General features: G+C 72.8%; 26 protein-coding genes. 14 read left to right on the forward strand and 12 right to left on the reverse strand.

Going from position 1 to position 22,393, the window contains the following annotated elements; genetic code table 11:
• Nucleotides 1-14: 14 nt before the first annotated feature.
• From AB0H57_RS17930 to AB0H57_RS17940, 3 genes are all read right to left on the reverse strand, one after another.
• On the reverse strand, nucleotides 15-1,583 hold the full coding sequence (locus tag AB0H57_RS17930; RefSeq protein WP_357507695.1) for a VWA domain-containing protein: 1,569 nt from the start codon (nucleotides 1,581-1,583) through the stop codon (nucleotides 15-17).
• A gap of 151 nt (nucleotides 1,584-1,734) precedes the next feature.
• A complete protein-coding gene (locus AB0H57_RS17935) occupies nucleotides 1,735-2,508 on the reverse strand; it encodes a GNAT family N-acetyltransferase (RefSeq protein ID WP_357507697.1) in 774 nt (257 codons plus the stop codon).
• 10 nt (nucleotides 2,509-2,518) lie between these two features.
• Entirely contained in the window at nucleotides 2,519-2,869 is a 351-nt protein-coding gene (locus AB0H57_RS17940) for a helix-turn-helix domain-containing protein (protein ID WP_357507699.1), read from the reverse strand.
• A gap of 103 nt (nucleotides 2,870-2,972) precedes the next feature.
• Between AB0H57_RS17940 and AB0H57_RS17945 the strand changes: the two genes are divergently transcribed.
• Nucleotides 2,973-3,575, forward strand: coding sequence for a malonic semialdehyde reductase (locus AB0H57_RS17945; protein ID WP_357507701.1), 603 nt, complete (start codon nucleotides 2,973-2,975; stop codon nucleotides 3,573-3,575).
• A gap of 37 nt (nucleotides 3,576-3,612) precedes the next feature.
• Here the strand turns inward: AB0H57_RS17945 and AB0H57_RS17950 are convergent, their stop codons facing one another.
• The gene (locus AB0H57_RS17950; RefSeq protein ID WP_357507703.1) at nucleotides 3,613-4,383 is read right to left on the reverse strand and encodes a TSUP family transporter; all 771 of its coding nucleotides are present in this window, start codon (nucleotides 4,381-4,383) and stop codon (nucleotides 3,613-3,615) included.
• A 216-nt stretch (nucleotides 4,384-4,599) separates the two neighbouring features.
• Here AB0H57_RS17950 and AB0H57_RS17955 point away from each other — a divergent pair, with 216 nt between their 5' ends.
• Nucleotides 4,600-5,379: an endonuclease/exonuclease/phosphatase family protein gene (locus tag AB0H57_RS17955; RefSeq protein ID WP_357507705.1), complete on the forward strand. Its 780-nt coding sequence runs from the start codon at nucleotides 4,600-4,602 to the stop codon at nucleotides 5,377-5,379.
• Here AB0H57_RS17955 and AB0H57_RS17960 read toward each other — a convergent pair.
• Complete coding sequence (locus AB0H57_RS17960) at nucleotides 5,376-5,561, reverse strand: hypothetical protein (protein WP_357507707.1); 186 nt, start codon at nucleotides 5,559-5,561, stop codon at nucleotides 5,376-5,378. The two genes, AB0H57_RS17955 and AB0H57_RS17960, sit on opposite strands and share 4 nt — an antisense overlap.
• 264 nt (nucleotides 5,562-5,825) lie before the next feature.
• On the opposite strand from AB0H57_RS17960, the gene AB0H57_RS17965 reads away from it, so the two are divergent.
• Together AB0H57_RS17965 and AB0H57_RS17970 are read left to right on the forward strand one after the other, a co-directional pair.
• On the forward strand, nucleotides 5,826-7,856 hold the full coding sequence (locus AB0H57_RS17965; RefSeq protein ID WP_357507709.1) for a M14 family zinc carboxypeptidase: 2,031 nt from the start codon (nucleotides 5,826-5,828) through the stop codon (nucleotides 7,854-7,856).
• Nucleotides 7,857-7,960: 104 nt separating this feature from the next.
• Nucleotides 7,961-8,647 carry a fasciclin domain-containing protein gene (locus AB0H57_RS17970; protein WP_357507711.1) on the forward strand — a complete coding sequence of 229 codons (687 nt, stop codon included), beginning with the start codon at nucleotides 7,961-7,963 and terminating at the stop codon, nucleotides 8,645-8,647.
• A gap of 9 nt (nucleotides 8,648-8,656) precedes the next feature.
• Here AB0H57_RS17970 and AB0H57_RS17975 read toward each other — a convergent pair whose 3' ends face one another.
• Nucleotides 8,657-9,661, reverse strand: coding sequence for a tyrosine-type recombinase/integrase (locus AB0H57_RS17975; RefSeq protein ID WP_357507713.1), 1,005 nt, complete (start codon nucleotides 9,659-9,661; stop codon nucleotides 8,657-8,659).
• 69 nt (nucleotides 9,662-9,730) lie between these two features.
• Here AB0H57_RS17975 and AB0H57_RS17980 point away from each other — a divergent pair, with 69 nt between their 5' ends.
• The 3 genes from AB0H57_RS17980 (at nucleotide 9,731) to AB0H57_RS17990 (ending at nucleotide 11,732) form a co-directional block, all read left to right on the forward strand.
• Complete coding sequence (locus AB0H57_RS17980; protein ID WP_357507715.1) at nucleotides 9,731-10,024, forward strand: hypothetical protein; 294 nt, start codon at nucleotides 9,731-9,733, stop codon at nucleotides 10,022-10,024.
• A gap of 164 nt (nucleotides 10,025-10,188) precedes the next feature.
• Nucleotides 10,189-11,607: an OFA family MFS transporter gene (locus AB0H57_RS17985; RefSeq protein ID WP_357507717.1), complete on the forward strand. Its 1,419-nt coding sequence runs from the start codon at nucleotides 10,189-10,191 to the stop codon at nucleotides 11,605-11,607.
• Nucleotides 11,604-11,732, forward strand: a complete 129-nt coding sequence (locus AB0H57_RS17990) for a hypothetical protein (protein WP_357507719.1) — start codon at nucleotides 11,604-11,606, stop codon at nucleotides 11,730-11,732. The genes AB0H57_RS17985 and AB0H57_RS17990 overlap by 4 nt, the downstream gene beginning before the upstream one ends.
• A 53-nt stretch (nucleotides 11,733-11,785) precedes the next feature.
• Here the strand turns inward: AB0H57_RS17990 and AB0H57_RS17995 are convergent, their stop codons facing one another.
• Complete coding sequence (locus tag AB0H57_RS17995) at nucleotides 11,786-12,514, reverse strand: SDR family oxidoreductase (protein ID WP_357507721.1); 729 nt, start codon at nucleotides 12,512-12,514, stop codon at nucleotides 11,786-11,788.
• 78 nt (nucleotides 12,515-12,592) lie between these two features.
• Between AB0H57_RS17995 and AB0H57_RS18000 the strand changes: the two genes are divergently transcribed.
• The 3 genes from AB0H57_RS18000 (at nucleotide 12,593) to AB0H57_RS18010 (ending at nucleotide 14,696) form a co-directional block, all read left to right on the forward strand.
• On the forward strand, nucleotides 12,593-13,429 hold the full coding sequence (locus AB0H57_RS18000; RefSeq protein ID WP_357507723.1) for a patatin-like phospholipase family protein: 837 nt from the start codon (nucleotides 12,593-12,595) through the stop codon (nucleotides 13,427-13,429).
• 60 nt (nucleotides 13,430-13,489) lie between these two features.
• A complete protein-coding gene (locus AB0H57_RS18005; protein WP_357507795.1) occupies nucleotides 13,490-13,942 on the forward strand; it encodes a peroxiredoxin in 453 nt (150 codons plus the stop codon).
• Between the two features lie 67 nt (nucleotides 13,943-14,009).
• Nucleotides 14,010-14,696 (forward strand): hypothetical protein, encoded by a 687-nt coding sequence (locus AB0H57_RS18010; RefSeq protein ID WP_357507725.1) that lies wholly within the window; start codon nucleotides 14,010-14,012, stop codon nucleotides 14,694-14,696.
• A gap of 12 nt (nucleotides 14,697-14,708) precedes the next feature.
• On the opposite strand, the gene AB0H57_RS18015 is transcribed toward AB0H57_RS18010, so the two are convergent.
• Nucleotides 14,709-15,161, reverse strand: coding sequence for a MarR family transcriptional regulator (locus AB0H57_RS18015; protein WP_357507727.1), 453 nt, complete (start codon nucleotides 15,159-15,161; stop codon nucleotides 14,709-14,711).
• Between the two features lie 94 nt (nucleotides 15,162-15,255).
• Between AB0H57_RS18015 and AB0H57_RS18020 the strand changes: the two genes are divergently transcribed.
• Nucleotides 15,256-15,687 (forward strand): hypothetical protein, encoded by a 432-nt coding sequence (locus AB0H57_RS18020; protein WP_357507729.1) that lies wholly within the window; start codon nucleotides 15,256-15,258, stop codon nucleotides 15,685-15,687.
• A gap of 41 nt (nucleotides 15,688-15,728) precedes the next feature.
• Here the strand turns inward: AB0H57_RS18020 and cydB are convergent, their stop codons facing one another.
• Together cydB and AB0H57_RS18030 are read right to left on the reverse strand one after the other, a co-directional pair.
• Nucleotides 15,729-16,727, reverse strand: coding sequence for a cytochrome d ubiquinol oxidase subunit II (gene cydB, locus AB0H57_RS18025; protein WP_357507731.1), 999 nt, complete (start codon nucleotides 16,725-16,727; stop codon nucleotides 15,729-15,731).
• A 15-nt stretch (nucleotides 16,728-16,742) separates the two neighbouring features.
• Nucleotides 16,743-18,155, reverse strand: coding sequence for a cytochrome ubiquinol oxidase subunit I (locus AB0H57_RS18030; protein WP_357507733.1), 1,413 nt, complete (start codon nucleotides 18,153-18,155; stop codon nucleotides 16,743-16,745).
• Between the two features lie 178 nt (nucleotides 18,156-18,333).
• Here AB0H57_RS18030 and AB0H57_RS18035 point away from each other — a divergent pair, with 178 nt between their 5' ends.
• Nucleotides 18,334-19,104, forward strand: a complete 771-nt coding sequence (locus AB0H57_RS18035; protein ID WP_357507735.1) for a lysophospholipid acyltransferase family protein — start codon at nucleotides 18,334-18,336, stop codon at nucleotides 19,102-19,104.
• A 168-nt stretch (nucleotides 19,105-19,272) separates the two neighbouring features.
• Here AB0H57_RS18035 and AB0H57_RS18040 read toward each other — a convergent pair whose 3' ends face one another.
• Both AB0H57_RS18040 and AB0H57_RS18045 read right to left on the reverse strand, forming a co-directional pair.
• Entirely contained in the window at nucleotides 19,273-19,641 is a 369-nt protein-coding gene (locus AB0H57_RS18040) for a DUF4180 domain-containing protein (protein WP_357507737.1), read from the reverse strand.
• Nucleotides 19,634-20,083, reverse strand: coding sequence for a helix-turn-helix domain-containing protein (locus tag AB0H57_RS18045; protein WP_357507739.1), 450 nt, complete (start codon nucleotides 20,081-20,083; stop codon nucleotides 19,634-19,636). Before AB0H57_RS18045 ends, AB0H57_RS18040 begins: the two co-directional genes overlap by 8 nt.
• A gap of 115 nt (nucleotides 20,084-20,198) precedes the next feature.
• Between AB0H57_RS18045 and AB0H57_RS18050 the strand changes: the two genes are divergently transcribed.
• Nucleotides 20,199-20,966, forward strand: a complete 768-nt coding sequence (locus AB0H57_RS18050; RefSeq protein ID WP_357507741.1) for a glycerophosphodiester phosphodiesterase — start codon at nucleotides 20,199-20,201, stop codon at nucleotides 20,964-20,966.
• A 15-nt stretch (nucleotides 20,967-20,981) separates the two neighbouring features.
• The gene (locus AB0H57_RS18055) at nucleotides 20,982-22,373 is read left to right on the forward strand and encodes an MFS transporter (protein WP_357507743.1); all 1,392 of its coding nucleotides are present in this window, start codon (nucleotides 20,982-20,984) and stop codon (nucleotides 22,371-22,373) included.
• Nucleotides 22,374-22,393 lie beyond the last annotated feature (20 nt).

Consider the following 22,393-nt stretch of genomic DNA (forward strand, 5'->3'; position numbering starts at 1 on the left):
GGCTCAGGGTCGGGTCACTTCGGCGGCGGGGCCACCCGGCAGACCGCAACCGTGGAGACGTTGCCGGAGAAGTCGACGGCGGTGATCAGGGCGTCGCCGCGCAGGGTCACCTTGTAGTCGATGTCGCCGGTGCCGTCCTTGATCCGGGACTGGGCGCCGGGCGCCTGCACCAGCTTGATCTTGGTGCCGGCGGGGAAGGGGCCGAACTTCACGCTCGGGTCCGCGGCGTCGGTGAGGTAGACCTTCACCGCGGGGTCGACGACGTCGGTCGCCGTGAGCTGGTAGAAGCCGTCCGGGTTGTACGAGCCGGGCTCGTTGCCGCCGCTGGGGTTGTTGGTCGGCACGCAGCCGGTGCTCGGCGGGGTGGTGTCGCGGACGGTCATCGTGGCGGTGTCGCTGCCGGTGTTGCCGGCGGCGTCGGTGGCCGTGCAGGTGACCGGCGTGGCGCCGAGCGGGAAGGTGGCGCCCGGCGGGGGCACGCAGCTCGGGGTGAGCGGCCCGTCGACGTTGTCGGTGGCGGTGGCCGGGTAGTTGATCATCGCGCCGGCCGGGCCGGTCGCCTCGACGGTCCGGTCGTCCACCACGACCACCGGCGGGGTGACGTCGTTGACCGTGACGTTGATCTGCTGCCGGAAGGCGGCGCCGCCGGAGACGCCGTTGAGCAGGAAGTCCACCGTGCAGTGCAGGGTGGCGCCCTGGGTGGCGCCGGCGGCCACGGTGATCGTCTCGGCGAACGGCACGTCGGTGCCGCTCTGCTGGGTGCGCGAGGCCGCGTCGAAGCTCACCGACAGGCCCGGGTCGCAGGACACGACGGTCGGGGTGACGGTGATGTCGAGGTCGCGCAGCCCGCCGAGGATCGCCGCGGTGACGGTGTCCGGGGTGCTGTTGACGAGCTGTCCGCCGGTGGCGGTGGCCACGGCGGCGGCCTGCCCGTCGGTGTTCAGGCCGCTGCCGGCGGGCCCGACGTTGACGGCGAGCACCCGGGCGGCGTCGGCCTGCAACGCGGCCGTCGCGTCGGCCAGGGTGTGCCCGGCGCTGGGGTCGTGGCTGGGCGCGTCGCCCACCAGGACCACGATCCGGCTGCTGTCGGGCCGGTAGCTGACCGCCCCGGCGGAGACCTGGAACAGCGCGTTGATCCACGCCTCGGGGAAGTCGCCGCCACCGCTGGCAGCCAGGCCGTCCACCGCGTTCTGCAGGGCGGTGGCGTCACCGGTCAGGTCCTGGCGCACCCGGAACAGCTCCGCCCCGTCGCCGGTGTCCCGGTAGGACGCCACGGCGAACTCGGCGCCGGGCTGCGCGGCGCGCACGTTGCCGATGATGGTCTGCAGGTTGGTGCGGACGTCGGCGATCGCCCCGCCCATGCTGCCGGTCGTGTCGACCAGCAGCACCACGTCCGGCTTCGGCGGGATCGCCGGGGTGGAGACGACCTTGCTGATCGGGATCGAGGTGCCGGGGTCCGCGTCGCGGTCCACCGTGGCGGGGTTGACGCCGGGCGCCGCCCACGCCGGCGCGGCCAGCGCGGTCAGCATCGCGGTCGCGGCGGCGACGAGCGCCACCACCCGCGGAACTGCTGGTCTTCTCATATGCTTCCCCTTCGCTCCGCCGCGGGGGTGGACGCGGCCTCTGCCTGCCGAGGTTAGGGGTCGCACGCGGGCCGGACGGTCCGACACAAGCCCAGGTCAGGGTCGGGTTCCCGACCCGGCGCGGCGGCCGGAGGTGGCAGGGTGACGCCGGTCAGCGGCGGGCGTGCAGCCAGCCCTCGTCGAACTCGGCGGCGTCGGTGAAGCCGAGCCGCGCATACAGCCGGCGGGCGGTGGTGTTGTCGGCCCGGACGTTGAGCGCGACGGTGTCCACGGTGGCCGCCAGGCGCCGGCACAGCGCGCTGACCGCGGCGGCGGCCAGCCCCCGGCCGCGCGCGGCCGGGTGGGTGGTCACGTTGCCCAGCGCGGCGACCCGGTAGGTGGGCGACCAGACGTGCACCCCAGCCACCGCGACCAGGTCGCCGCCCTCCCGGACCCCGAGGTAGTGCCCGGTGTCCAGCATCCGGGCGTCGAAGTGGCTGCCCGGGTAGGCGGCCTCGTAGAGCTTCTCCAGCTCGGGCAGGTCGGTGGCGGCCAGCGGTTGGCCGGCCGGCGCGACCCGGCGCAGCCCGGCCGGATCGGTGAGCACCATCCGCCGGTGCGGCGCCGGCTGCTCCAGGGTGAACCGGTCCCGCAGCGCGGGGTGCAGGCCGGGGGAGAGGTGGACGTAGACGCGGGCGGGCAGCAGCGGCGCCAGGTCGGCCAGCAGCGCCGACATGCCCGCGACGTCGCCGCCGACCGGGTGGGCGATCAGCACCGGCGGGTCCCCGCCGTGGTAGAGCAGCGCCACCTGGTCGCCCCGGCGGAACCACGAGGTGTACGGCCAGCAGAAGTCGTCCAGGTCGCCGAGCTGGTAGGCGTGCAGGGCGGGGTCCCGGCAGAGCAGGTCGGCGAGGACCGCCCGGTCGTGTTCGGCGCGTACCGGCATCGGGTGGCGATCACCTGTCCGGTTCGGCGGGCAGGTTCTGGTGCGCCCACCGGGCCAGGGCGTCCAGGGCCGGGACGAGGGCGGCGCCCCGGTCGGTGAGTTGGTAGCTGACCCCCAGTGGCGGGCCCTCCCGGACGGTGCGGGAGACCAGCCCCACCCGGGCCAGCTCGCCGAGGCGGTCGGAGAGCACCGACTCGCTGATGCCGGGCAGCGCCCGGGTCAGCTCGGCGAAACCGGCCGGCCCGTTGGCCAGCGTCCCGAGGATCACCCCGTTCCACCGTTTGCCCAGGAACGCGAAGGCCCGGGCGATGCCCTGGTCACAGGTGCGATGCCTGCCCTGCAGCTCCGGACCGACCGTCATGGCCCCAAGGATACGGGTGATGTCGACGACACTGGGTGCTTTTAAAAAACTAGCTGCTATGGTTCCACAAGGACCAACCCTTTCTTCGAGCGAGGAAACCCCGATGAGTGAGCTGATCTCCCTCGACCCGCAGGCGCAGGCGCAACTGTTCACCGACGCCCGCACCGCGAACACCTTCACCGACGAGCCGGTCACCGACGACCAGCTACGCGCGATCTTCGACCTCGCCAAGTACCCGCCGACCGCCCTCAACGCACAGCCGCTGCGGGTGCTGTTCGTCCGCCCGGGCCAGGCCCGCGACCGCCTGCTGGAGCACCTGGCCGACGGCAACCGGGCCAAGACCGCCACCGCCCCGGTCGTCGCCGTGCTCGCCACCGACCCCGACTTCCACGAGTTCATCCCACGGGTCTTCCCGATCCGCCCCGAACTGCGCGACGTCCTCGGCGCCGACGCCGTCGCCCGGGAGGGCACCGCCCGCTTCAACGCCACCCTGCAGATCGGCTACTGGCTGCTCGCCGTACGCGCCGCCGGGCTGGCCGCCGGCCCGATGGCCGGCTTCGACGCCGAGGCCGTGGACAAGGAGTTCTTCGCCGACAGCGGCTGGAAGTCACTGCTGGTGGTCAACATCGGCCGGCCCGGCCCGGACGCCTGGCTGCCGCGGCTGCCCCGCCTCGACTACGACGAGGTGGTCCGGCACGCCGCCTGAGCGGCCCCCGCCCGACCGGCCGGCCCACCCGCGACGGTCAGCCGGACCACTGGTCGTAGCCCAGCTTGGCCACCAGGGCCAGCACCACGACCAGCAGCACCACCCGCACGAAACCGGACCCGCGGCGCAGCGCCATCCGCGCCCCCACCACCGCCCCGGCGATGTTGCACACCGCCATCGCCGCGCCGAGCAGCCACCACACGTGCCCGGTCAACCCGAACACCACCAGCGCCCCGAGGTTCGTACCGGCGTTGACCAGCTTCGCCATCGCCGAGCCGTGCAGGAAGTCCGCCCCGACCAGCGCGGTGAACGCCACCACCAGGAACGTGCCGGTACCCGGTCCGATCAGACCGTCGTAGAGGGCGATGCCCACCCCGGCGACCGCCACGGCCACGACCACCCGGCCCCGGGTGCGCCGCTCCGGCCGGGACAGCACCCCCAGATTCGGCCGCACCAGCACGAACAGCGCCACCGACAGCAGCACCACCAGCACCACCGGCCGGTACGCCTGCGCCGGCACCGCGCCGGCCAGCGCCGCGCCCACCCCGGAGGCCACCACCGCCAGCCCCGCCGACGGCCCCGCCACCCGCCAGTCGATCTTCGTACGCCGGGCGTAGGTGACCGCCGCGGTGCCGGTCCCGGCGATCGCGGCCAGCTTGTTCGTGCCCAGGGCCGTGGCCACCGGCACCCCCGGGGCGGCCACCAGCAGCGCCGGCAGCAGCAGCAACCCGCCACCGCCGACCACCGCGTCCACCCACCCCGCCACGGCCGCCGCGGCGAGCAGGGTGCTCAGCGAGAAGGGATCCACGGGCGGCCATTCTGCCCACCACCGCACCCACCCGGGGCCGGCTGTGGCCAGCCTCACCACGAACCCGGAGCCCCGGGCGGGCCAGGACGGACAGTCAGCGGCCGCGCCGGCGACGCAGCCACACCCCGACCGAGGCCACCGCCACGAACACCAGCATCGAACAGAGCAGCACCTTGATCACCCGGCAACTGTGCCACGGACACGTAGGGTGCAGAGGTGCGCCTGGCGACCTTCAACCTGCTGCACGGCCGGTCCCTCACCGACGGCCTGGTCGACCCCGACCGGCTGACCGCCGCGGTCCGGGCCCTCGACGCCGACGTCCTGGCCCTGCAGGAAGTCGACCGGGACCAGTCCCGCTCCGGCAAGCTCGACCTGACCGCCATCGCCGCCCGGGCCCTCGACGCACCCGAGCACCGCTTCGCCGCCGCCGTCGTCGGCACCCCCGGCGAGGCGTTCCGCCCGCTCACCCACGACGACGACGGCCACGGCGAACCCTGCTACGGCGTCGGCCTGGTCAGCCGCCACCCGGTGCGCGCCTGGCGGGTCACCCGGCTGCGCCCGGCGCCCGTGCGCTCACCCATCTACGTGCCCGGCCCCGGCGGCGGCCTGGTGCTGCTGCGCGACGAACCCCGGGTGGTCCTCGCCGCCGCGCTCGACACCCCGTACGGGCCGCTCACCGTCGCCGCCACCCACCTGTCGTTCGTACCCGGCTGGAACGCCCACCAGCTACGCCAGGTCGTCCGCGCGCTGCGCACCCTCCCCGCGCCCCGCATCCTGCTGGGCGACCTCAACCTGCCCGCCGGGCCGGCCCGCCTGCTCACCGGCTGGCGGCCCCTGGGCCGCCGCCCCACCTACCCGGCGGCGGCCCCGAGGGTGCAGCTCGACCACGTCCTCGCCGACCGGCAGGCCCAGCGCCGACTGCCCCCGGTGACCGCGGTGGACACCCCGCTGTCCACCATCTCCGACCACCGCCCGCTCCTGGTCGACCTCGGCTAGAACGGCTGCAGGCCGCCGGTGCGGGCCCCCCGCGCCTCACCCCAGCGCAGCAGCCCCGCCGCGGCGGCGAACAGGCCCACCGTCAGGACGGCCAGCCCCGCCAACGGCCCGGCCAGCTCCGCCACCCCGGCGCCGTCCAGCAACGCCCCGCGCACCATCACCCACGCGCTCCACCCGGTCACCGACATCCCCGCCGCCGTCCCCGACGCCCTGCACCACGCCACCGGCGGCTGACCCGCACCGGCTCAGGCCACCCCCACCACAAGCGCAAGATTCCCTCAAGATCATTGATCTCGTGACAGTTCGCAGCTCATGCTGAGGCCCACACCACGTTCCACCAGGCCAGACACGGAGGCCCCAGCTTGATACACCAGCGACCAGCCCTCATCGCACTATCGACACTCCTCGCCACCGGCCTCACCGCCATCGCCACACCCACCAACGCCATGGCACGCTCGGCAGCCGAACCCCACCAGGTCACCCAACTCACCGTCCGGCAGGCCGACGGCTACGCCACCCTCGCCTGGCAGCCCGTCGACGACGCCACCGACTACCAGATCGAACGCACCCCGGTGGCCGCCGACAACACCCCCACCGGCCAACCCACCATCGTCGGTATCTGGCGCCCCAACCGCCAGATCAACCAGGAAGCACCCACCTTCGCCGACGCCGGATTCAACCCCGGCGACCGCTTCCAGTGGCGGGTACGCGCCCGCATCGGCACCACCGAAGCGCCCTACTCCACGGCCACCACCGACACCACCCGGCAACCCTGGGGAGACCCCAACGTCCCCGGCGAACAGCTGCGCACCCAGTGGGAAACCACCCGCGCCGCCCAGTACACCAGCGACACCGCCGAGTACGCCTACACGGCCGCCCTCGACGCCCTCAGCGACCGGGTACGCGTCGTCGAGATCGGCCGCACCATCCAGAACCGACCGATCAACATGCTCGTCATCGGCCACCCCGCCCCACCGGCCACCCCCGCCGCCGTCGCCGCCACCACACCACTGTCGATCAACTGCAACGTCCACGGCAACGAACCCGGCGACCGCGAAGCCTGCCTGATCATGGCCCGGCAACTCGCCTTCAGCGACGACCCCCGCACCATCGACCTGCTCACCCACACCACCGTCCTGATCGTCCCCACCATCAACGGCGACGGCCGCGCCGCCAACACCCGCGGCAACTCCACCGGCCAGGACCTCAACCGCGACTACTCCCTCATCCGCCAACCCGAGACCGACGCCCTCATCCGGATGGTCCGCGACTACCGGCCCATCGCCGGCTACGACGGCCACGAATTCGGCAACGCCCGCGCCGGCGACCTGCCCATGCTCCCGCCCCGCCACCAGAACGTCGCGCAGAGCATCTTCGACCAGTCCCAACACATGATCGAAGACCACATGTACCGCGAGGGCGCCGAAGCCGGCTGGTGGGCCTGCCCCTACGGCTGCGAAGGCGGCGGCAACGTCGGCCTCAGCGAAGAGACCATCCTGCGCAACACCCTCGGCCTCAAGAACGTCGTCAACTCCCTGCTCGAACTGCGCAGCTCCGGCGGCCAGACCCGCCCCGACGAGGGCAACACCGCCAACAACCGACGCCGCAAGTCCTACTCCGCCCTCTGGACCTTCCAGCAGTTCCTCGACTACCACCGCGCCAACCTGCCCGGCATCACCCAGGCCCGCGCCGACGCCATCACCTTCCAGGCGGCCAACACCGGCCGGATCGTCTTCCGCGGCTCCCGACCGATCCCCGCCCACCCGGCACCCCACCCCGGCGACAGCCCGCCGCCGCTGGACGCCCCCCGACCCGACCTGATCCTCGACAACGCGCCCTGCGCCTACAAACTGACCGAAGAGCAGTACCACGGCGCCCGCACCGACGGACCCGGCGGCACCGGCACCACCGTCGCGCAACGCCTCGCCGCACACGGCTGGAAGGTCGTCAAGACCGGCGGCGACTACTACGTCCCGCTCGCCCAGCCCGAACGAGGCCTGATCCCGCTGCTCCTCGACGCCCAGGGCGTCGAGAAACTGACCAGCGGCGAACGCGTCTACCCGACCCTCACCGGCCAGCGCGACGGCAAACTCGTCGTCACCGGCTTCGCCTGCCTCGACGACGCCACCATCAACGGACCGGTGACCGTCAAGCCGGGCGCCGCGCTCGTGGCGACCGGAACCACCTTCACCGGACCGGTCACCGCAGCCGGCGCCGCCGGCGTCATCCTCGCCGACACCACCGTCACCGGCCCCGTCCACATCACCGGCACCACCGACGCGATCTCCGTCATCGACGTCACCATCACCGGCCCGGTCACCCTGTCCGCCAACACCACCGGCACCGACACCCCGCTGCTCGCCGGCAACACCATCGACGGCCCGCTGACCTGCACCGCCAACAGCCCGGCCCCGACCAACCTCACCCTCCCCAACACCGGCCAAGGCCCCCGGACCGACCAGTGCGCCGCGCTGTGAGGCCCACCCGCTAGCCATCCCACGACCGTCGTGCCGGCAGGACGGGCTCCGGCCCACCCTGCCGGCACGACCCACCCACCCCACCCCGACCCGTGGAGACCGCCGTGTCGCACCCCGCGCTCCCAACCGCCCGCAACGCCCGTACGCGACACCGCGCCCTCGGCTACCTGACCCTGGCCGCCCTGCTGCTGCCGACCACCGCTGCCTGCACCAGCGGCGACACCGACACCCCGCCGAAACCCGCGACAGCGGCCGGCAGCGCCGCGACACCCCACGTCACCGGCCCGCTCTGCGCCGCCCTGCCGACCGGCACCGACCCGGGAAACCCGGCATTCCTCGCCGGCCAACCCGTCGACGCCGCACTCCAGTGGATCCCCACCCTCACCACCTTCGAGGCGGCGCTGCGCACCACCGGACTGCTCACCGAACTCGACACCACCGACGGCATCACCCTGCTCGCCCCCTCCGACGACGCCTTCGCCGCCAAGTTCTCCGACGACAACTGGGACGAGCTGATGGCCCGCCACCACGACGACCTGCGCGCCCTGCTCAAGGCCCACCTCATCACCGGAACCCACCCGCTCGACGAACTGACCGACGCCGGCACCACCACCACCGCCGACGGCACCACCATCACCGTCACCCGCACCCCCGACACCGCCCGCTTCGCCGACCGCGCCGAGGCCGTCTGCGGCGACTACCAGGCCACCAACGCCCGCATCCACATCGTCAACGCGGTGCTCGGCACCCTGCCCACCACCGCCGACGGCAACGGCCACCGCGCCCACTGACCCCAACCGTCACGACCGCGATCCCGGCCCGGCCAACCCGGCCAGCGCCCGGTTGGTGCGATTCGCCCGCACCGCGTACCGCTGCTGCGCCGCCGTCACCTCGATGTACGTCTGCGACGACGCCAACGACGCGTGCCCCAGCAACCGCATGATCTCCGCCGCGCTCGCCCCGTCCTCCGCCAACCGGGTCGCGAACGTGTGCCGCAGCGCGTGCAACCGCGCCCCCGCCGGCACCCGATCACCGACCCCCGCCCGCCGATAGCAGGAGTCCACCAGATACTGCAACCCACCTCGCCGCAACGGCTCACCCCGCCGATCGACCAGCAACGGCGAGTCCGGCCGCACGCTACGCGCCCCGAACCGGCGCGCCCGACTGTCCAGATACGCCCGCAGCACCCCGTCCAACTCCGGCTCCACCGGCACCACCCGCGGCCGGCCACCCTTGCCCGCCACATCCACCCGCCGCTCACCGGCCCGGCCGCCGAGCGAGCCGACCCGCAGCGCCAGCAGCTCCGACAGGCGCAACCCGGCGCACAACGCCAACGCCAGCACGGCCACGTCCCGCTCGGGCCACGGGTCCCGCTGCCGCCCGTCGGCCCGGGCGACCGAGGCCAGCAGTACCTCCGGGGTGTCCTCGCCACGCAGCGGCTTGGGGGAGGGCAGGGGCGCCCGGGGCCGGCCCACCGCGGGCATCGGGTTGCCCGCCACCACCCCCTCGGCCACCAGGAACACGAAGAACGCGTTCCAACTCGACCAGGCCCGGTGCACCGAGGCGGCGGCCCGCGCGCCGGCGAAACGGGCGAACGCCGCCCGCAGCGCCCGGGGGGAGAGGGCGTGCACGGGCAGGGCGGCCAGGGGGAGGGGAGGGGTGTGATCCTGCGCCACCAGCTCGCCCACCGCCCGCAAATCCCGCCGGTAGGCCGCGAGGGTGTGCGGGGAGGGCTTGCGGGTGGCCCGGGCGGTCAGGAACTCTCCGACGAGCACTTCAACCGTTTCATCCCATTTGTCATGCATAAGGGATATTATGCATGATTCTCGCGTTTCTGGGCGGTCGCCGGTCGGGGAGGGGAGCGCGGGGATCCCGTGCGCATCTGCGTCCTCGCGCACGGGATGGACGACGTCCAGCAGGAGTTGCTCTGGGATCAGCGAGCGCTGGCGGCGGCCGACCTGCTCATCGAGGACCGGGTGACGGAGGCCGGCGTGCGCGCCCGCGAGCACCTCCGGCAGGCGCAGGCGAGCATCGGCGCGCTCGGCGACGACGAGTACGGGCAGCTGATCAAGGGTGGCCCGGAGCGGCTGACGCGGCAGTTGGCGCCCGAAGTAGGCGGGCGGGCACCCCTTCCGAGGGAGGGCCGGCAGAACGCCTACTTGACATAATGTACATTATCGAATCAGCTGAGTCGGCGCCGGTGGCCGGATGGTTGGGATTACCGTTCGGCTCATATTTCGGACCGTCGGGCGCAGGTGGGGTTTAGCGCCGCACTTCGAAGCGGGCAAGAAGCGGGAACGTTTCTCGACATCTTCGGAGAGGAAGCAGCCTCATGCTTTCCGCGCTCGATCGGCGGCACACCGTCGCGCCGCCTGGTTACAGTCGCTGGCTGATCCCGCCGGCGGCCCTGGCGATCCACCTCTGCATCGGGCAGGTCTACGCGACCAGCGTGTACAAGAACTCGCTGATCGCGCACTTCGACGCCAGCCAGACCGCGATCGGGGTCATCTTCAGCATCGCGATCGTGATGCTGGGGCTGTCCGCCGCGGTGGCCGGGACCTGGGTGGAGGCCAACGGTCCGCGCAAGGCGATGTTCGTCTCGGCCTGCTGCTGGGCGGCCGGGTTCCTGGTGGGTTCGCTGGGCATCGCGACGAAGCAGCTGTGGCTGCTGTACCTCGGGTACGGGCTGCTCGGCGGGATCGGGCTGGGGATCGGATACATCTCCCCCGTCTCCACGTTGATCAAGTGGTTCCCGGACCGGCCGGGTCTGGCGACCGGTTTGGCGATCATGGGGTTCGGTGGTGGGGCGATGGTGGCCTCTCCCCTGTCCCGGCAGTTGCTGTCGTTCTACGACTCCGGCTACGACCCGTCGAACGCGGGGTCGGTGGCGTCCGGCAGCGCGCTGGTGTGGCTGTTCGTGACGCTGGGCATCGGCTATTTCCTGATCATGATGTTCGGGGTGTTCAACGTGCGGGTACCGGCGGACGACTGGCGTCCGGCCGGCTTCGACCCGGCGCGGGTGGCGGCGAAGCCGCTGGTGACCACGGCGAACGTGTCGGCGGCGAACGCGTTGCGGACCCGCTCGTTCTGGTTGCTGTGGGTGGTGCTGTTCTGCAACGTGACGGCGGGCATCGGCATCCTGGAGCAGGCCAGTCCGATGATCCAGGACTTCTTCCGGTCCGGTGGCACGTCGGCGGTGACGGTGGCGGCGGCCGGTGGGTTCGTGGGCCTGCTGTCGCTGTTCAACATGGCGGGCCGGTTCGTGTGGTCGTCGACGTCCGACGTGATCGGCCGCAAGCCGATCTACCTGGTGTACCTCGGCGTCGGGATGGTGCTGTACGCACTGCTGGCGTTGTTCGGGCAGACCGCGACGGCGCTGTTCGTGCTGCTGGCGTGCGTGATCCTGTCGTTCTACGGCGGTGGGTTCGCCACCATCCCGGCGTACCTGCGGGACCTGTTCGGCACGTACCAGGTGGGTGCGATCCACGGGCGGTTGTTGACCGCGTGGTCGGCGGCGGGCGTGGCCGGGCCGCTGATCGTCAACGCGTTCCTGGACGCGCAGGGCAAGCCGGGGACGTTGACGGCGGCGGCGTACCGGCCGGCGCTGTTCACGATGGTCGGTGTGTTGGCGGTGGGTTTCCTGGCGAACCTGCTGGTGCGGCCGGTGCCGGAGCGGTTCCACGAGCCGGCTGGTGACGGTGACGATGTGGCCGGTGGGCAGCCGGTGACGGAGAGGAGTGGTTCGCGATGAGTGGTGAGGTGTCGCGCGGCGGGCAGCAGGCGCGCCTGGTCGTGTCGTGGGTGGTGGTGTCGGTACTGCTCGGTTATGGGGTGGTGCAGACGTTGCTCACGGCGGCGAAGTTGTTCACCCACTGAGGCGGGTGGCGGAACGGGGGCGTCGGCGGTGGCCGGCGCCCCTTTCCTTTCCGCTACAGGCCGCCGGCGGTGCGCAGGACGGCGCCGGTGGTGTAGCTGGCTTCCGGGCTGAGCAGCCAGGCGATGGCGGCGGCGACCTCGTCGGGTTCGCCGGCGCGGCCGAGCGGGATGCGGCCGGCGGCGGTGTCGGGCCGGTCGGGTACGCCGGAGACGGCGTGGATGTCGGTGCGGATGATGCCGGGGGCGACGGCGTTGACCCGGATGCCGTGCGGGGCGAACTCCTTGGCGAGGCCGACGGTGAGGGTGTCGGTGGCGGCCTTCGCGGCGGCGTAGTGGATGTACTCCCCCGGGCTGCCGAGGGTGGCGGCGGCGGAGGAGACGTTGACGATGGCGGCGCCGTCGCGCATCCGGCGGACGGCCTGCTGGGCGCAGAGGACGTAGCCGATGAGGTTGACGTCGACGACGCGGCGCAGGTCGGTGACGGTGAGGTCGGTGAACGGTCCGATGGGGCTGGTGACGCCGGCGTTGTTGACCAGGCCGGTGAGGGGGCCGAGGTCGTCGGCGGCGGTGAAGAGCCGCTGGACCTGGTCGGGGTCGCCGGTGTCGGCGGCGATGGCGACGGCGCGGCGGCCGGTGGCGTGCACGTCGGCCAGGACGGTGGCGGCGGCGGCGTGGTCGCTGCGGTAGCCGAGGACGAGGTCGTGGCCGGCGGTGGCGAGGCGGCGGGCGGTGGCCGCGCCGATGCCGCGTCCGGCGCCGGTGATGACGGTGACGGGATTCAACGGACCGCTCCCCCGGGTCGGTGTGCTGGCGACGCTACCGTTTCGGCGCGTGCCGGTCGACGGAGAGGGTGGTCACAGATGGTGCGGGCGTTGGTGCTGGGTGGCGGCGGGGTGACCGGGGTGGCCTGGGAGTGGGGGTTGATCGCGGGGTTGGCGCGGCGGGGTGTGGTGCTGGCGGGCGCGGATCTGGTGGTGGGCACGTCGGCGGGGTCGGTGGTGGGGGCGCAGTTGCGCTCGGGTGCGCCGGTGTCGCGGTGGTACGAGGCGGAGTTGGCCGGTGGTGGTGCGCCGGAGGCGTCGGCGCGGTTCGGGTTGGGGCAGGTGGCGCGGCTGGTGTGGGCGGGTGGGCGGACGAGGGACGGGCGGCGGGCGCGGGCGCGGATCGGGGCGTTGGCGTTGGCGGCGCGTACGGAGCCGGAGGCGGCGCGGCGGGCGGTGATCGCGGCGCGGTTGCCGGGTGAGGCGTGGCCGGCGGGGCGGTTGCGGGTGACGGCGGTGGAGGCGTCCTCGGGTGAGTTCGTGGTGTTCGACGCGGGCAGCGGGGTGTCGTTGGTGGATGCGGTGGGGGCCAGTTGCGCGGTGCCGGGGGTGTGGCCGCCGGTGACGATCGGTGGGCGCCGGTACGTCGACGGTGGGGTGCGGTCGTTGGTGAACGCGGATCTGGCGGCGGGTGCGCGGCGGGTGGTCGTGGTGGCGCCGGTGACGCGGTCGTTCGGGCCGATGCCGAGGTTGTCGGCGCAGGTGGCGGGGTTGCGGGCGGCGGGTGCGCGGGTGGTGGTGGTGTGTCCGGACCGGGCGGCGCGGGCGGCGATCGGGCGCAACGTGCTGGATCAGGGGCGGCGGGCCGGGGCGGCGCGGGCGGGGTACGCGCAGGCGGAGGCGGTGTGCGCGGCGGTGGCGGCGGTGTGGGGTTGACGGTGGGGCTGCCCTACGCTCGGCGCGTCGGTGGGGTCGGGGTGGAGGTGCGCGGTGGGTGTGGGCGTGGGTGACGTGGTGGCGGATTTCGCGCTGTCGGACGAGACGGGTGTGCCGCGGCGGTTGTCGGAGTTCTGTGCCGGGGGTCCGGTGGTGTTGTTCTTCTATCCGGCGGCGTTGACCCGGGGGTGCACGGCGGAGAGCTGTCATTTCCGGGATCTGGCGGCGGAGTTCGCGGCGGTGGGGGCGCAGCGGGTGGGGATCAGCCGGGACCCGGTGGCGCGGCAGGCGGAGTTCTCCCGCCGGCACGGTTTCGACTTTCCGCTGTTGTCGGACGTCGACGGGGTGGTGGCGGCGGCGTTCGGGGTGCGGCGGTGGCTGCCGTTGGGGGCGTTGGGCACGCGGCGGATGACGTTCGTGATCGGGCCGGACCGGCGGGTGATCGAGGTGATCCACAGTGAGGTCGGTATGAACGCGCACGCTGATCGGGCGTTGCGGGCGCTCGGGGGTTGATCTTCGGGGTGTCGGTGTGGGCTGGTATCAAGGCAGGCATCAGACACGGGTACGGAAGAGGGCTGTGATGGCGGGCCAGGGTTTGTCCGATGAGGATGTGCGTGGTTTCCGGGAGGCGTTGGCGGCGGGCCGTAAGCCGAAGGTGGTGTTCACCGCGTCGGCGGGGCAGGTCGCCGGTCAGGTGGGTCAGGTGGTGGAGCTGACGGACCCGGCGGTTTCCGACGAGTTCGTGGTGGTGCGGTTCGGGCGGGACGAGTTGCCGTTCTCCCCCGCCGACGTGGCGGTCGCGCCGAAGGGGGCGGGGCGTCGGGTGGTGGAGCCGAAGCCGGCGCCGGAGCCCGAACCGGCGGCGGCGGAGGAGCCGGAGTTCGTGTTGGATCGGCCGCGGGTGCCGGCGCCGCGGCGGGAGGAACCGAAGGTGGACCAGCAGCAGGTGGAGCGGCCGGCGCCGCGGCGGGCGGCGAAGGCGGCCCGGCCGAAGGGCCCGGCGGGGTTGACGGTGACCCTGGCGTACGCCGACGGTGAGTGGACGGTGGCGGCGCAGCAGGGCAGCAAGGCGCTGGCGAAGCCGTACGTGGTGAAGCCGGCGGAGGCGTTGCGGATGGTGGCGTTGGTGGACGTGGCCGGGGTGCGGGAGGCGGTGGAGCAGATCCTGGCGGCGGAGCGGTCGGAGGCGGAGCAGCAGGCGGAGAAGTTGCGTGCCGAGTTGGCGGAGATCGAGGCCCGGTTGGCGGAGCTGCGCGAGGCGGGTTGAGCGGGGCGCGGGTCAGCGGGGCTGCTGGTGGTGGTCGAGCAGGACGGTGAGCAGGCGGGTCAGTTCGGCGCGTTCGGGGCTGGACAGGGGTGCCAGCAGGGTGGCCTGGACGTGGTCGAGGGCCTGTTCCATGCGGTGCAGTTGGCGGCGGCCGGCCGGGGTGAGGGTGATGACGTTGCGGCGCCGGTCGTCGGGGTCGGGTGCGCGGCGGACCAGGTCCCGGGCGGCGAGTTCGTTGAGGGCGGCCACCACGTCGCTGCGGTCGATGCCGCTGCGCCGGCCGAGGTCGGCCTGGCTGGCTGGGCCGTCGTCGTGCAGGGCGGCGAGCAGGCGGTAGTGGTAGCCGCGGGCGGCGACGGCGCCCAGCCCTTCGGTGACGAGGCGGGCGGCGTGGGCGGCGGTCTGGGTGAGCAGCCAGCTGGGGGTGGCGTGCAGCCGGGCCGGGGGCTGGGTGCCGGGGTTCATGGTCGGGACGTTACCAGAATCGTTGGCGGCACCCACGAAAACTGATACGTTGGCGTAACCAACGTTGGCTCGGCCAACGGGATAGGAGTCGACGGTGTCCGTTCTCAACGGCCAGGTCATCGGCCAGGCCCACCACGCCACCCGAGCGGTCCTCGAGCGCGAGCTGACCGGCCTCGGGATCACCTTCCACCAGTCGGTCGCGCTCAACCTCGTCGCGGCCGAGGGCGGGGCCGCGCCCCGGGCCCTGCTCGCCCGGCGGATGACCGCGGCGCTGAAGGTCGCCGAGGCGACGGCGCTCGCGGCGCTCGACGACGGGATCGGCGCCGGGCTGCTGCGGACGCTGCCCGCCGACGGCTCCGGCCTGGCCCTCACCGACGCCGGCCGGGCCGTGCAGCAGCGCCTCGCCGGCGTCGTCGCCGCGCTCACCGCCCGGCTGTACGGCGACATCGCCCCCGACGACCTGGCGGTCGCTGGGCGGGTGCTCACCCTGATCCGGCAGCGGGCCGACGCCGAGCTGGCCGGGTGAACGCCGAGCGGGGCCGGTGTGGCAACCGGCCCCGCTCGGCCTCAGTGCTGCGGGATGTTCGCCACCCCGATCCGCTTGCGGAACACCCAGTAGGTCCAGCCCTGGTAGGCCAGCACGATCGGGGTGAACACCACCGCCACCCAGGTCATGATCTTCAAGGTGTACGGGGTCGAGGCGGCGTTGGTGGCCGTCAGCGTGCCGGCCGCGTCCAGGGTGGAGGGCAGCACGTTCGGGAACAGCGCGGCGAACAGGGTGGCCACGGCCAGGGCGATGGCCAGCGCGGTGCCGGTGAACGCCCAGCCCTCCCGGCGTACCCGGGCGGCGGCCAGGCCGGCGAGCAGCGCGAGCGCGGCGCCGACGGCGAGCACGACGGCCGCCGCGCTGGAGCGGATGGTCAACGTCCAGGCCAGGAAGGCCACCGCGACCACGGCGGTGCCGGCGCCGAGCTTCACGGCGAGGGCGCCGGCGCGGTCGCGGATGTCGCCGGTGGTCTTGAGGGCGAGGAACACCGCGCCGTGCGTTCCGAACAGCGCCGCGGTGGTCAGGCCGCCGAGCAGGGCGTACGGGTTGAGCAGGTCGAGCAGGCCGCCGACGTACTCGTGGTCGGCGTCCAGCGGCACCCCGCGCAGGATGTTGGCGAAGGCGACGCCCCACAGCACCGCCGGCAGCAGCGAGCCGACGAAGATGGCCTGGTCCCAGCGGCGTTTCCAGGACGCCTCGGACCGCTTGTGCCGGTACTCGAAGGCCACCCCACGGGCGATCAGGGCGAGCAGGATCAGCAGCAGCGGCAGGTAGAAGCCGGAGAAGAGGGTGGCGTACCACTCGGGGAAGGCGGCGAACATGGCGCCGCCGGCGGTGATCAGCCAGACCTCGTTGCCGTCCCAGACCGGTCCGATGGTGTTGATCAGGACGCGGCGTTCCCGGTCGTCGCGGCCGAGCACGGGCAGCAGCATGCCGACGCCGAAGTCGAAGCCTTCGAGGATGAAGTAGCCGGTGAACAGCACGGCGACGAGGAGAAACCAGATGGTGGTCAGTTCCACGATGGGCTCCGGGGCTCAGTAGGCGAAGGCGAGCGGGCGCTCGGCGTCGTCGGTGTCGTCGTCGGCGGGGGTCGGGTCGAGCTCGGGCACGCCGGCGCGGGCGTAGCGGACCAGCAGCTTGAACTCGATCACGGCGAGGGTGGCGTAGATCAGGGTGAACGCGGTGAACGAGGTGAGCACCTCGGCCAGCGACACGCTGCGGGACACGCCGTTGCGGGTGAGCATCTCGCCGAAGACGATCCACGGCTGGCGGCCCATCTCGGTGAAGATCCAGCCGAAGGAGTTGGCCAGCAGCGGCAGCACGGGCAGGACCAGGCCGGCGCGCAGCAGCCAGCGGTTGGTCGGGGTGCGGCCCTTGCGCTGGCTCCAGAGCACCAGCAGGGCGATGGCGGCGGCGGCCAGCCCGAAGCCGATCATCATCCGGAAGCTCCAGTAGGTGACCGGGATGATCGGGGTGTAGCTGCCGGCGCCGTACTGGCTGGCGTACTGGGCCTGCAGGTCGTTGATGCCGTGCACGGTGCCGTTGGGGTCGCCGGTGCCCAGGTACGACAGCAGGTGCGGGATCTTGATGGCGAACAGTTCCCGGCTGCCGTCGAGGCTGCCGATGGTGAGCACGGAGAACGAGGCGGGGCTCTCGGTGGCGTAGAGGCCCTCGGCGGCGGCCATCTTCATCGGCTGCACCTGGGTCATGATCTTGCCCTGGATGTCGCCGGTGATCAGCACCGCCGCGGTGGAGACCATGACCACCCAGGCTCCGAACTTCGTGGCGAAGCGGTACGCGCCGGTGTCGGCGCTGTCCCGGTTGCGCATCACGTGCCACAGGCCGACGGTGAGCACCAGCGAGCCGGCGACCAGGAACGATCCGGCCAGGGTGTGCGGGAAGGTGATCAGGGCGACCTTGTTGGTGAGCACGGCGACGAAGTCGGTCAGTTCGGCGCGGCCGCTGTCGGGGTTGATCCGGAAGCCGACCGGGTTCTGCATGAACGAGTTCGCGGCGAGGATGAAGTAGGCGGACAGGTTGGTGCCGATCGCGGCGGCCCAGATGCTGGCCAGGTGCAGCCGCTTGTGCAGCCGGTCCCAACCGAAGATCCACAGGCCGATGAAGGTCGACTCGAGGAAGAACGCCACGAGGGCCTCGATGGCGAGGGGCGCGCCGAAGATGTCGCCGACGAAGCGGGAGTAGTCGCTCCAGTTCATGCCGAACTGGAACTCCTGCACGATGCCGGTGACCACGCCCATCGCGAAGTTGATCAGGAAAAGCTTGCCGTAGAACTTGGTCAGCTTGAGGTAGCGCTCGTTGCCGGTGCGGTGCCACAGCGTCTGCAGGATCGCCACCAGCACGGACAGGCCGATGGTCAGCGGCACGAACAAGAAGTGGTAGACGGTGGTGACACCGAACTGCCAGCGGGCGACGTCCAACGCGTCCACCTGGAAACCCCCAGCTCTGCATACTACGAGACGTAGTAAATACTACTGCTCGTCGTAGACGATCCGGCAGGGGCGGGGGGCCCGAATCGGCCCGGGACCAATGACCCTGATCACCTCGGCCGCTCGACCCGGGATCGGGTCACCCGCTCCCCCGCCGGCGTGCGACCATCCACCCCTGATGGAGACCACCGGATGGCGCCCGCCCCTGTTCTGGCGCGCCGCTCAACTGTTCGCCCGCGGCCTCGTCGGCGCGCTCGGCCGCCTCGAGGTCACCGGCGACGTGCCGGCCGAACTGCGCCGCGGACCGCTGATCCTGGCCGCCAACCACATCAGCCCCTTCGACCCCGTGGTGCTCGCCGCGGCCTGCCGCGCCCGCGGCGTCGCCCCGCGGATCATGGCCACCGGCGGACTGTTCCGCGCCCCGGTGATCGGGGCGCTGATGCGCCACGCCGGGCACCTGCGCGTGGACCGCGGCACCGCCGCCGTGCACCAGGCCCTCGACCAGGCCGCCACGGCCGTCGCCGCCGGATCGGTCGTACTGGTCTATCCCGAGGGACGCATCGGCCTGGACCCCGGCATGTGGCCCGAACGCGGCAAGACCGGCGTCGCCCGGCTCGCCTTCGCCAGCGGCGCCGCCGTCGTGCCTGTGGCCCAGTGGGGCTCCCACGAGGTGCTGCCCTACCGGGCGCCCAAGGGCATGCTGCGCGGCCTGGCCCGGGCGGTTGCGCGCCGCCCGGCGATCCGGGTGCACTTCGGCACTCCGGTCCTGCTGCGCGACCTGCACCGCGGCACCCCGGGAGCGGCCCGGCGGGCCACCGACCGGATCATCGACGCGATCACCGAGGAGTTGGCCCCGCTGCGCCCCGACGAACCGGAGCGGCCCCGGCACGTCGACCCGGGCCGCCCCACCGACACCAGCCGCTCCCACCGCCGCCACACCTCCGGGTGAGCCGGTGGCGTCAGCCGCGCCTCCGGACTGGCGGGCTGGGCCGCCTGCCTGGTGACCACGTGGTCCAGGAGCATGCCGTGCCCGTGAGCGTGATACCTGAGAGTCATCAAAATACCTCTGAGGTATCACGCTCGTTCGGGCCACAACGGCCACGGCGGCCGAGACCGGTCACGCGGTGGCGCGCAGCCGGTCGTCGAGGGCGGCGAGGTCCGGGACGAACCAGACGTGCCCGCCACGGTTGGACTCGTGGACCAGCGCCCGCAGCGCGGCGCTGGCCGCCAGGTGCGCCGAGATGTCGCCGACGATCGCCAGGCGCAGCCGGTAGTTGACGAACTTCTGCATGATCTCGCCGGCGAACCGGGTGCCGAGGGCGAAGAACGCGGGGTCGAGTCGGCTCGCCGGCACCGCCACCACCTCGGCGCCGACGAACGCGGCGCCGATCAGGTCCAGCGCGTCGGCCTCGGTGGCCACCGGCGGGCCGTGCGGGTCGCACACCAGCACCGGCACCCCGGCTCGGTCCTGCAGCTCGTCAGACATCCTCGGCCTCCCCGGTCAGTAGCCCGCCCCCGCCGGTCAGCAGGGCGTCGAGCAGGTGCAACAACTCGGCGGTGTCGGCCGCGCCGCCGAGCACGACGATGCGCAGCCGGCCCCGCTCCGGCTCGTGGACGGTCTGCACCCGCAGCGGACGCCCCGGATCGTGGGCGCTGTTCGCGGCGGCCAGCACCAGCGTGCCCAGCCGGTCGGCGGCGGCCCGGTCGACGCCGTCGACCTGCACGATGCTGGACACCTCCACCGCTGGGACGGTGGGCGGCGACGGCGGCCGGCCGGTCAGCGCGTCCAGGTCGGCCCGGGTGATGCGGTACTGCTTGCCGATCCGGGTCGCCCGCAGCCGCCCGGACCGGATGTAGCCGCGCACGGTGCGCGGATGCAGGTCGAGCAGGGCCGCCGCCCTCTCCACGGAGTACACATCTTCGCTCATCAGCGCTCATCCTAGCCAGTTGATGGAGTGAAAGGGAAGGTTGGGGCATCCGGCGTCGCCGGATGGTCGCCGGGCGGTCGCCCGTCGGCCACCCGAGCGGGGCATACTGCGCTGCGTGCTGAGCGGCAGCGGCTACCTCGACTCCCCCGGGCCCCTGGCGTTCGCCCACCGCGGGGGCGCCGCCGACGGCGACGAGAACACCGCCGAGGCGTTCGCCCGGGCCGTCGCCCTCGGCTACCGGTACGTCGAGACCGACGTGCACGGCACCGCCGACGGGGTGGCCGTGGTGTTCCACGACGCCACCCTGCGCCGGGTCACCGGCGAACCGGGGCGCATCGCCGACCTGCGCTGGGCCGACCTGGCCTCGGTACGCGTCGGCGGCGCCGCCGTGGTGCCCCGCCTCGCCGACGTGCTGGACGCCTGGCCGCAGGTCCGGTTCAACATCGACGTCAAGGCCGACGGCGGGGTCCACCCCACCGTCGAGACGGTACGGCGCACCGGCGCCGCCCAGCGGGTGCTGCTCGCCTCGTTCAGCGACGCCCGGCTGGCCCGGCTGCGGGCGCTGACCCAGGGGCGGATCGCCACCAGCCTCGGCATGCGCGGCGTGGCCCGGCTGCGGATGGCCTCGCTGCACGGCCGGCCCCTGCGGCTGCCCCCGTCGGTGGTCGCCGCGCAGGTGCCCGTCCGCTACGGGCGGGTGCCGGTGGTGGACCGCCGCTTCCTCGACTACACCCACCGGCTCGGCCTGCACGTGCACGTCTGGACGATCGACGAGCCCACCCAGATGCACGACTTACTTGATCTCGGAGTGGATGGCATCATGACCGATCACGTCGGCGTGCTGCGCGACGTCTACCGCAGCCGCGGCCACTGGGCCGCCTGAACCCCGAGGACCCCGATGGCCGATACGGTCACCCCCGCCGTCGCCGAGCCCGTCCAGCCCGGCAGCACCCGCCGCGAGCGCACCGGCTGGTACTTCTACGACTGGGCGAACTCGGCGTTCCAGACCACCGTGATCACGGTGTTCCTCGGGCCGTTCCTGACCACCGTCACGAAGCTGGCCGCCGGCTGCGAGCTGGGCGCCGACAACTGCACGGGAGACGTGCACCCGCTGGGCATCCGGGTCGCCGCCGGGTCCTTCTACCCGTACCTGATCTCGCTGTCGGTGTTGCTCACCGTGTTCGTGCTGCCGGTGGTCGGGGCGATCGCCGACCGGTCCGCGCACAAGAAGCGGCTGCTGGCCCTGGCCGCGTTCACCGGCGCCGGTGCCACCACCGCCTTCGTGTTCGTCACCGGCGAGCGGTACCTGCTCGGCGGGGCGCTGTTCATGATCGCCAACATCTCCTTCGGCGCCGCCGTGGTGGTCTACAACTCGTTCCTGCCGCAGCTCGGCGGTCCCGACGATCGCGACGCCATCTCCAGCCGCGGCTGGGCCATCGGCTACCTCGGCGGTGGCCTGCTGCTCGCCCTGAACCTGGTCGCGGTCCAGACGCTCGGCGAGGAGGGCAACCCGCAGCGCACCCTGGACCTGGCCCGCTGGTCCATCGTGTCCGCCGGGCTGTGGTGGGCGGCGTTCACCCTGGTGCCGCTGCGCTGGCTGCGCGAGCACCCGAGCGCCGCGGCGCGCCACGGCGGCGGCAACGTGCTCACCGACGGGTTCCGGCAGCTCGGCCGCACCCTGCGGGAGATCAAGGCGTACCCGCTGACGCTGTTCTTCCTGCTGGCGTTCCTGGTCTACAACGACGGCATCCAGACCGTGATCACCCTGGCCAGCCAGTACGGCACCGAGGAGCTGCGGCTGGAGCAGAGCACCCTGATCGTGACGATCCTGCTGGTGCAGTTCCTGGCCTTCGGCGGCGCGCTCGCCCTCGGCGCCCTCGCCCGGCGCATCGGGGCGTGGAAGACGGTGCTGCTGTCCCTGGTGCTCTGGACCGGTGTGATCATCGCCGCGTTCCGGCTGCCCGCCGAGGCGCCGCTGCCGTTCATGATCCTGGGCGGCTGCATCGGGCTGGTGCTCGGCGGCAGCCAGGCGCTGAGCCGGTCACTGTTCAGCCAGCTCATCCCGGCCGGCAAGGAGGGCGAGTACTACGGCTTCTACGAGATCAGCGACAAGGGCACCAGCTGGCTCGGGCCGCTCGCCTTCGGGCTGGTGTTCCAGCTCACCTCCTCCTACCGGGTGGGCCTGGTCTCACTGCTGATCTTCTTCGTGGTCGGGTTCGCGCTGCTGGCCGCCGTGCCGATGCGCCGAGCCATCCTCGCCGCCGGCAACACCCCACCCCGGGTGTTGTAAGCACCACCCCGATCGAGCAA

It is taken from the genome of Micromonospora sp. NPDC050686 (genome assembly GCF_040654475.1).
Classification (GTDB): domain Bacteria; phylum Actinomycetota; class Actinomycetes; order Mycobacteriales; family Micromonosporaceae; genus Micromonospora.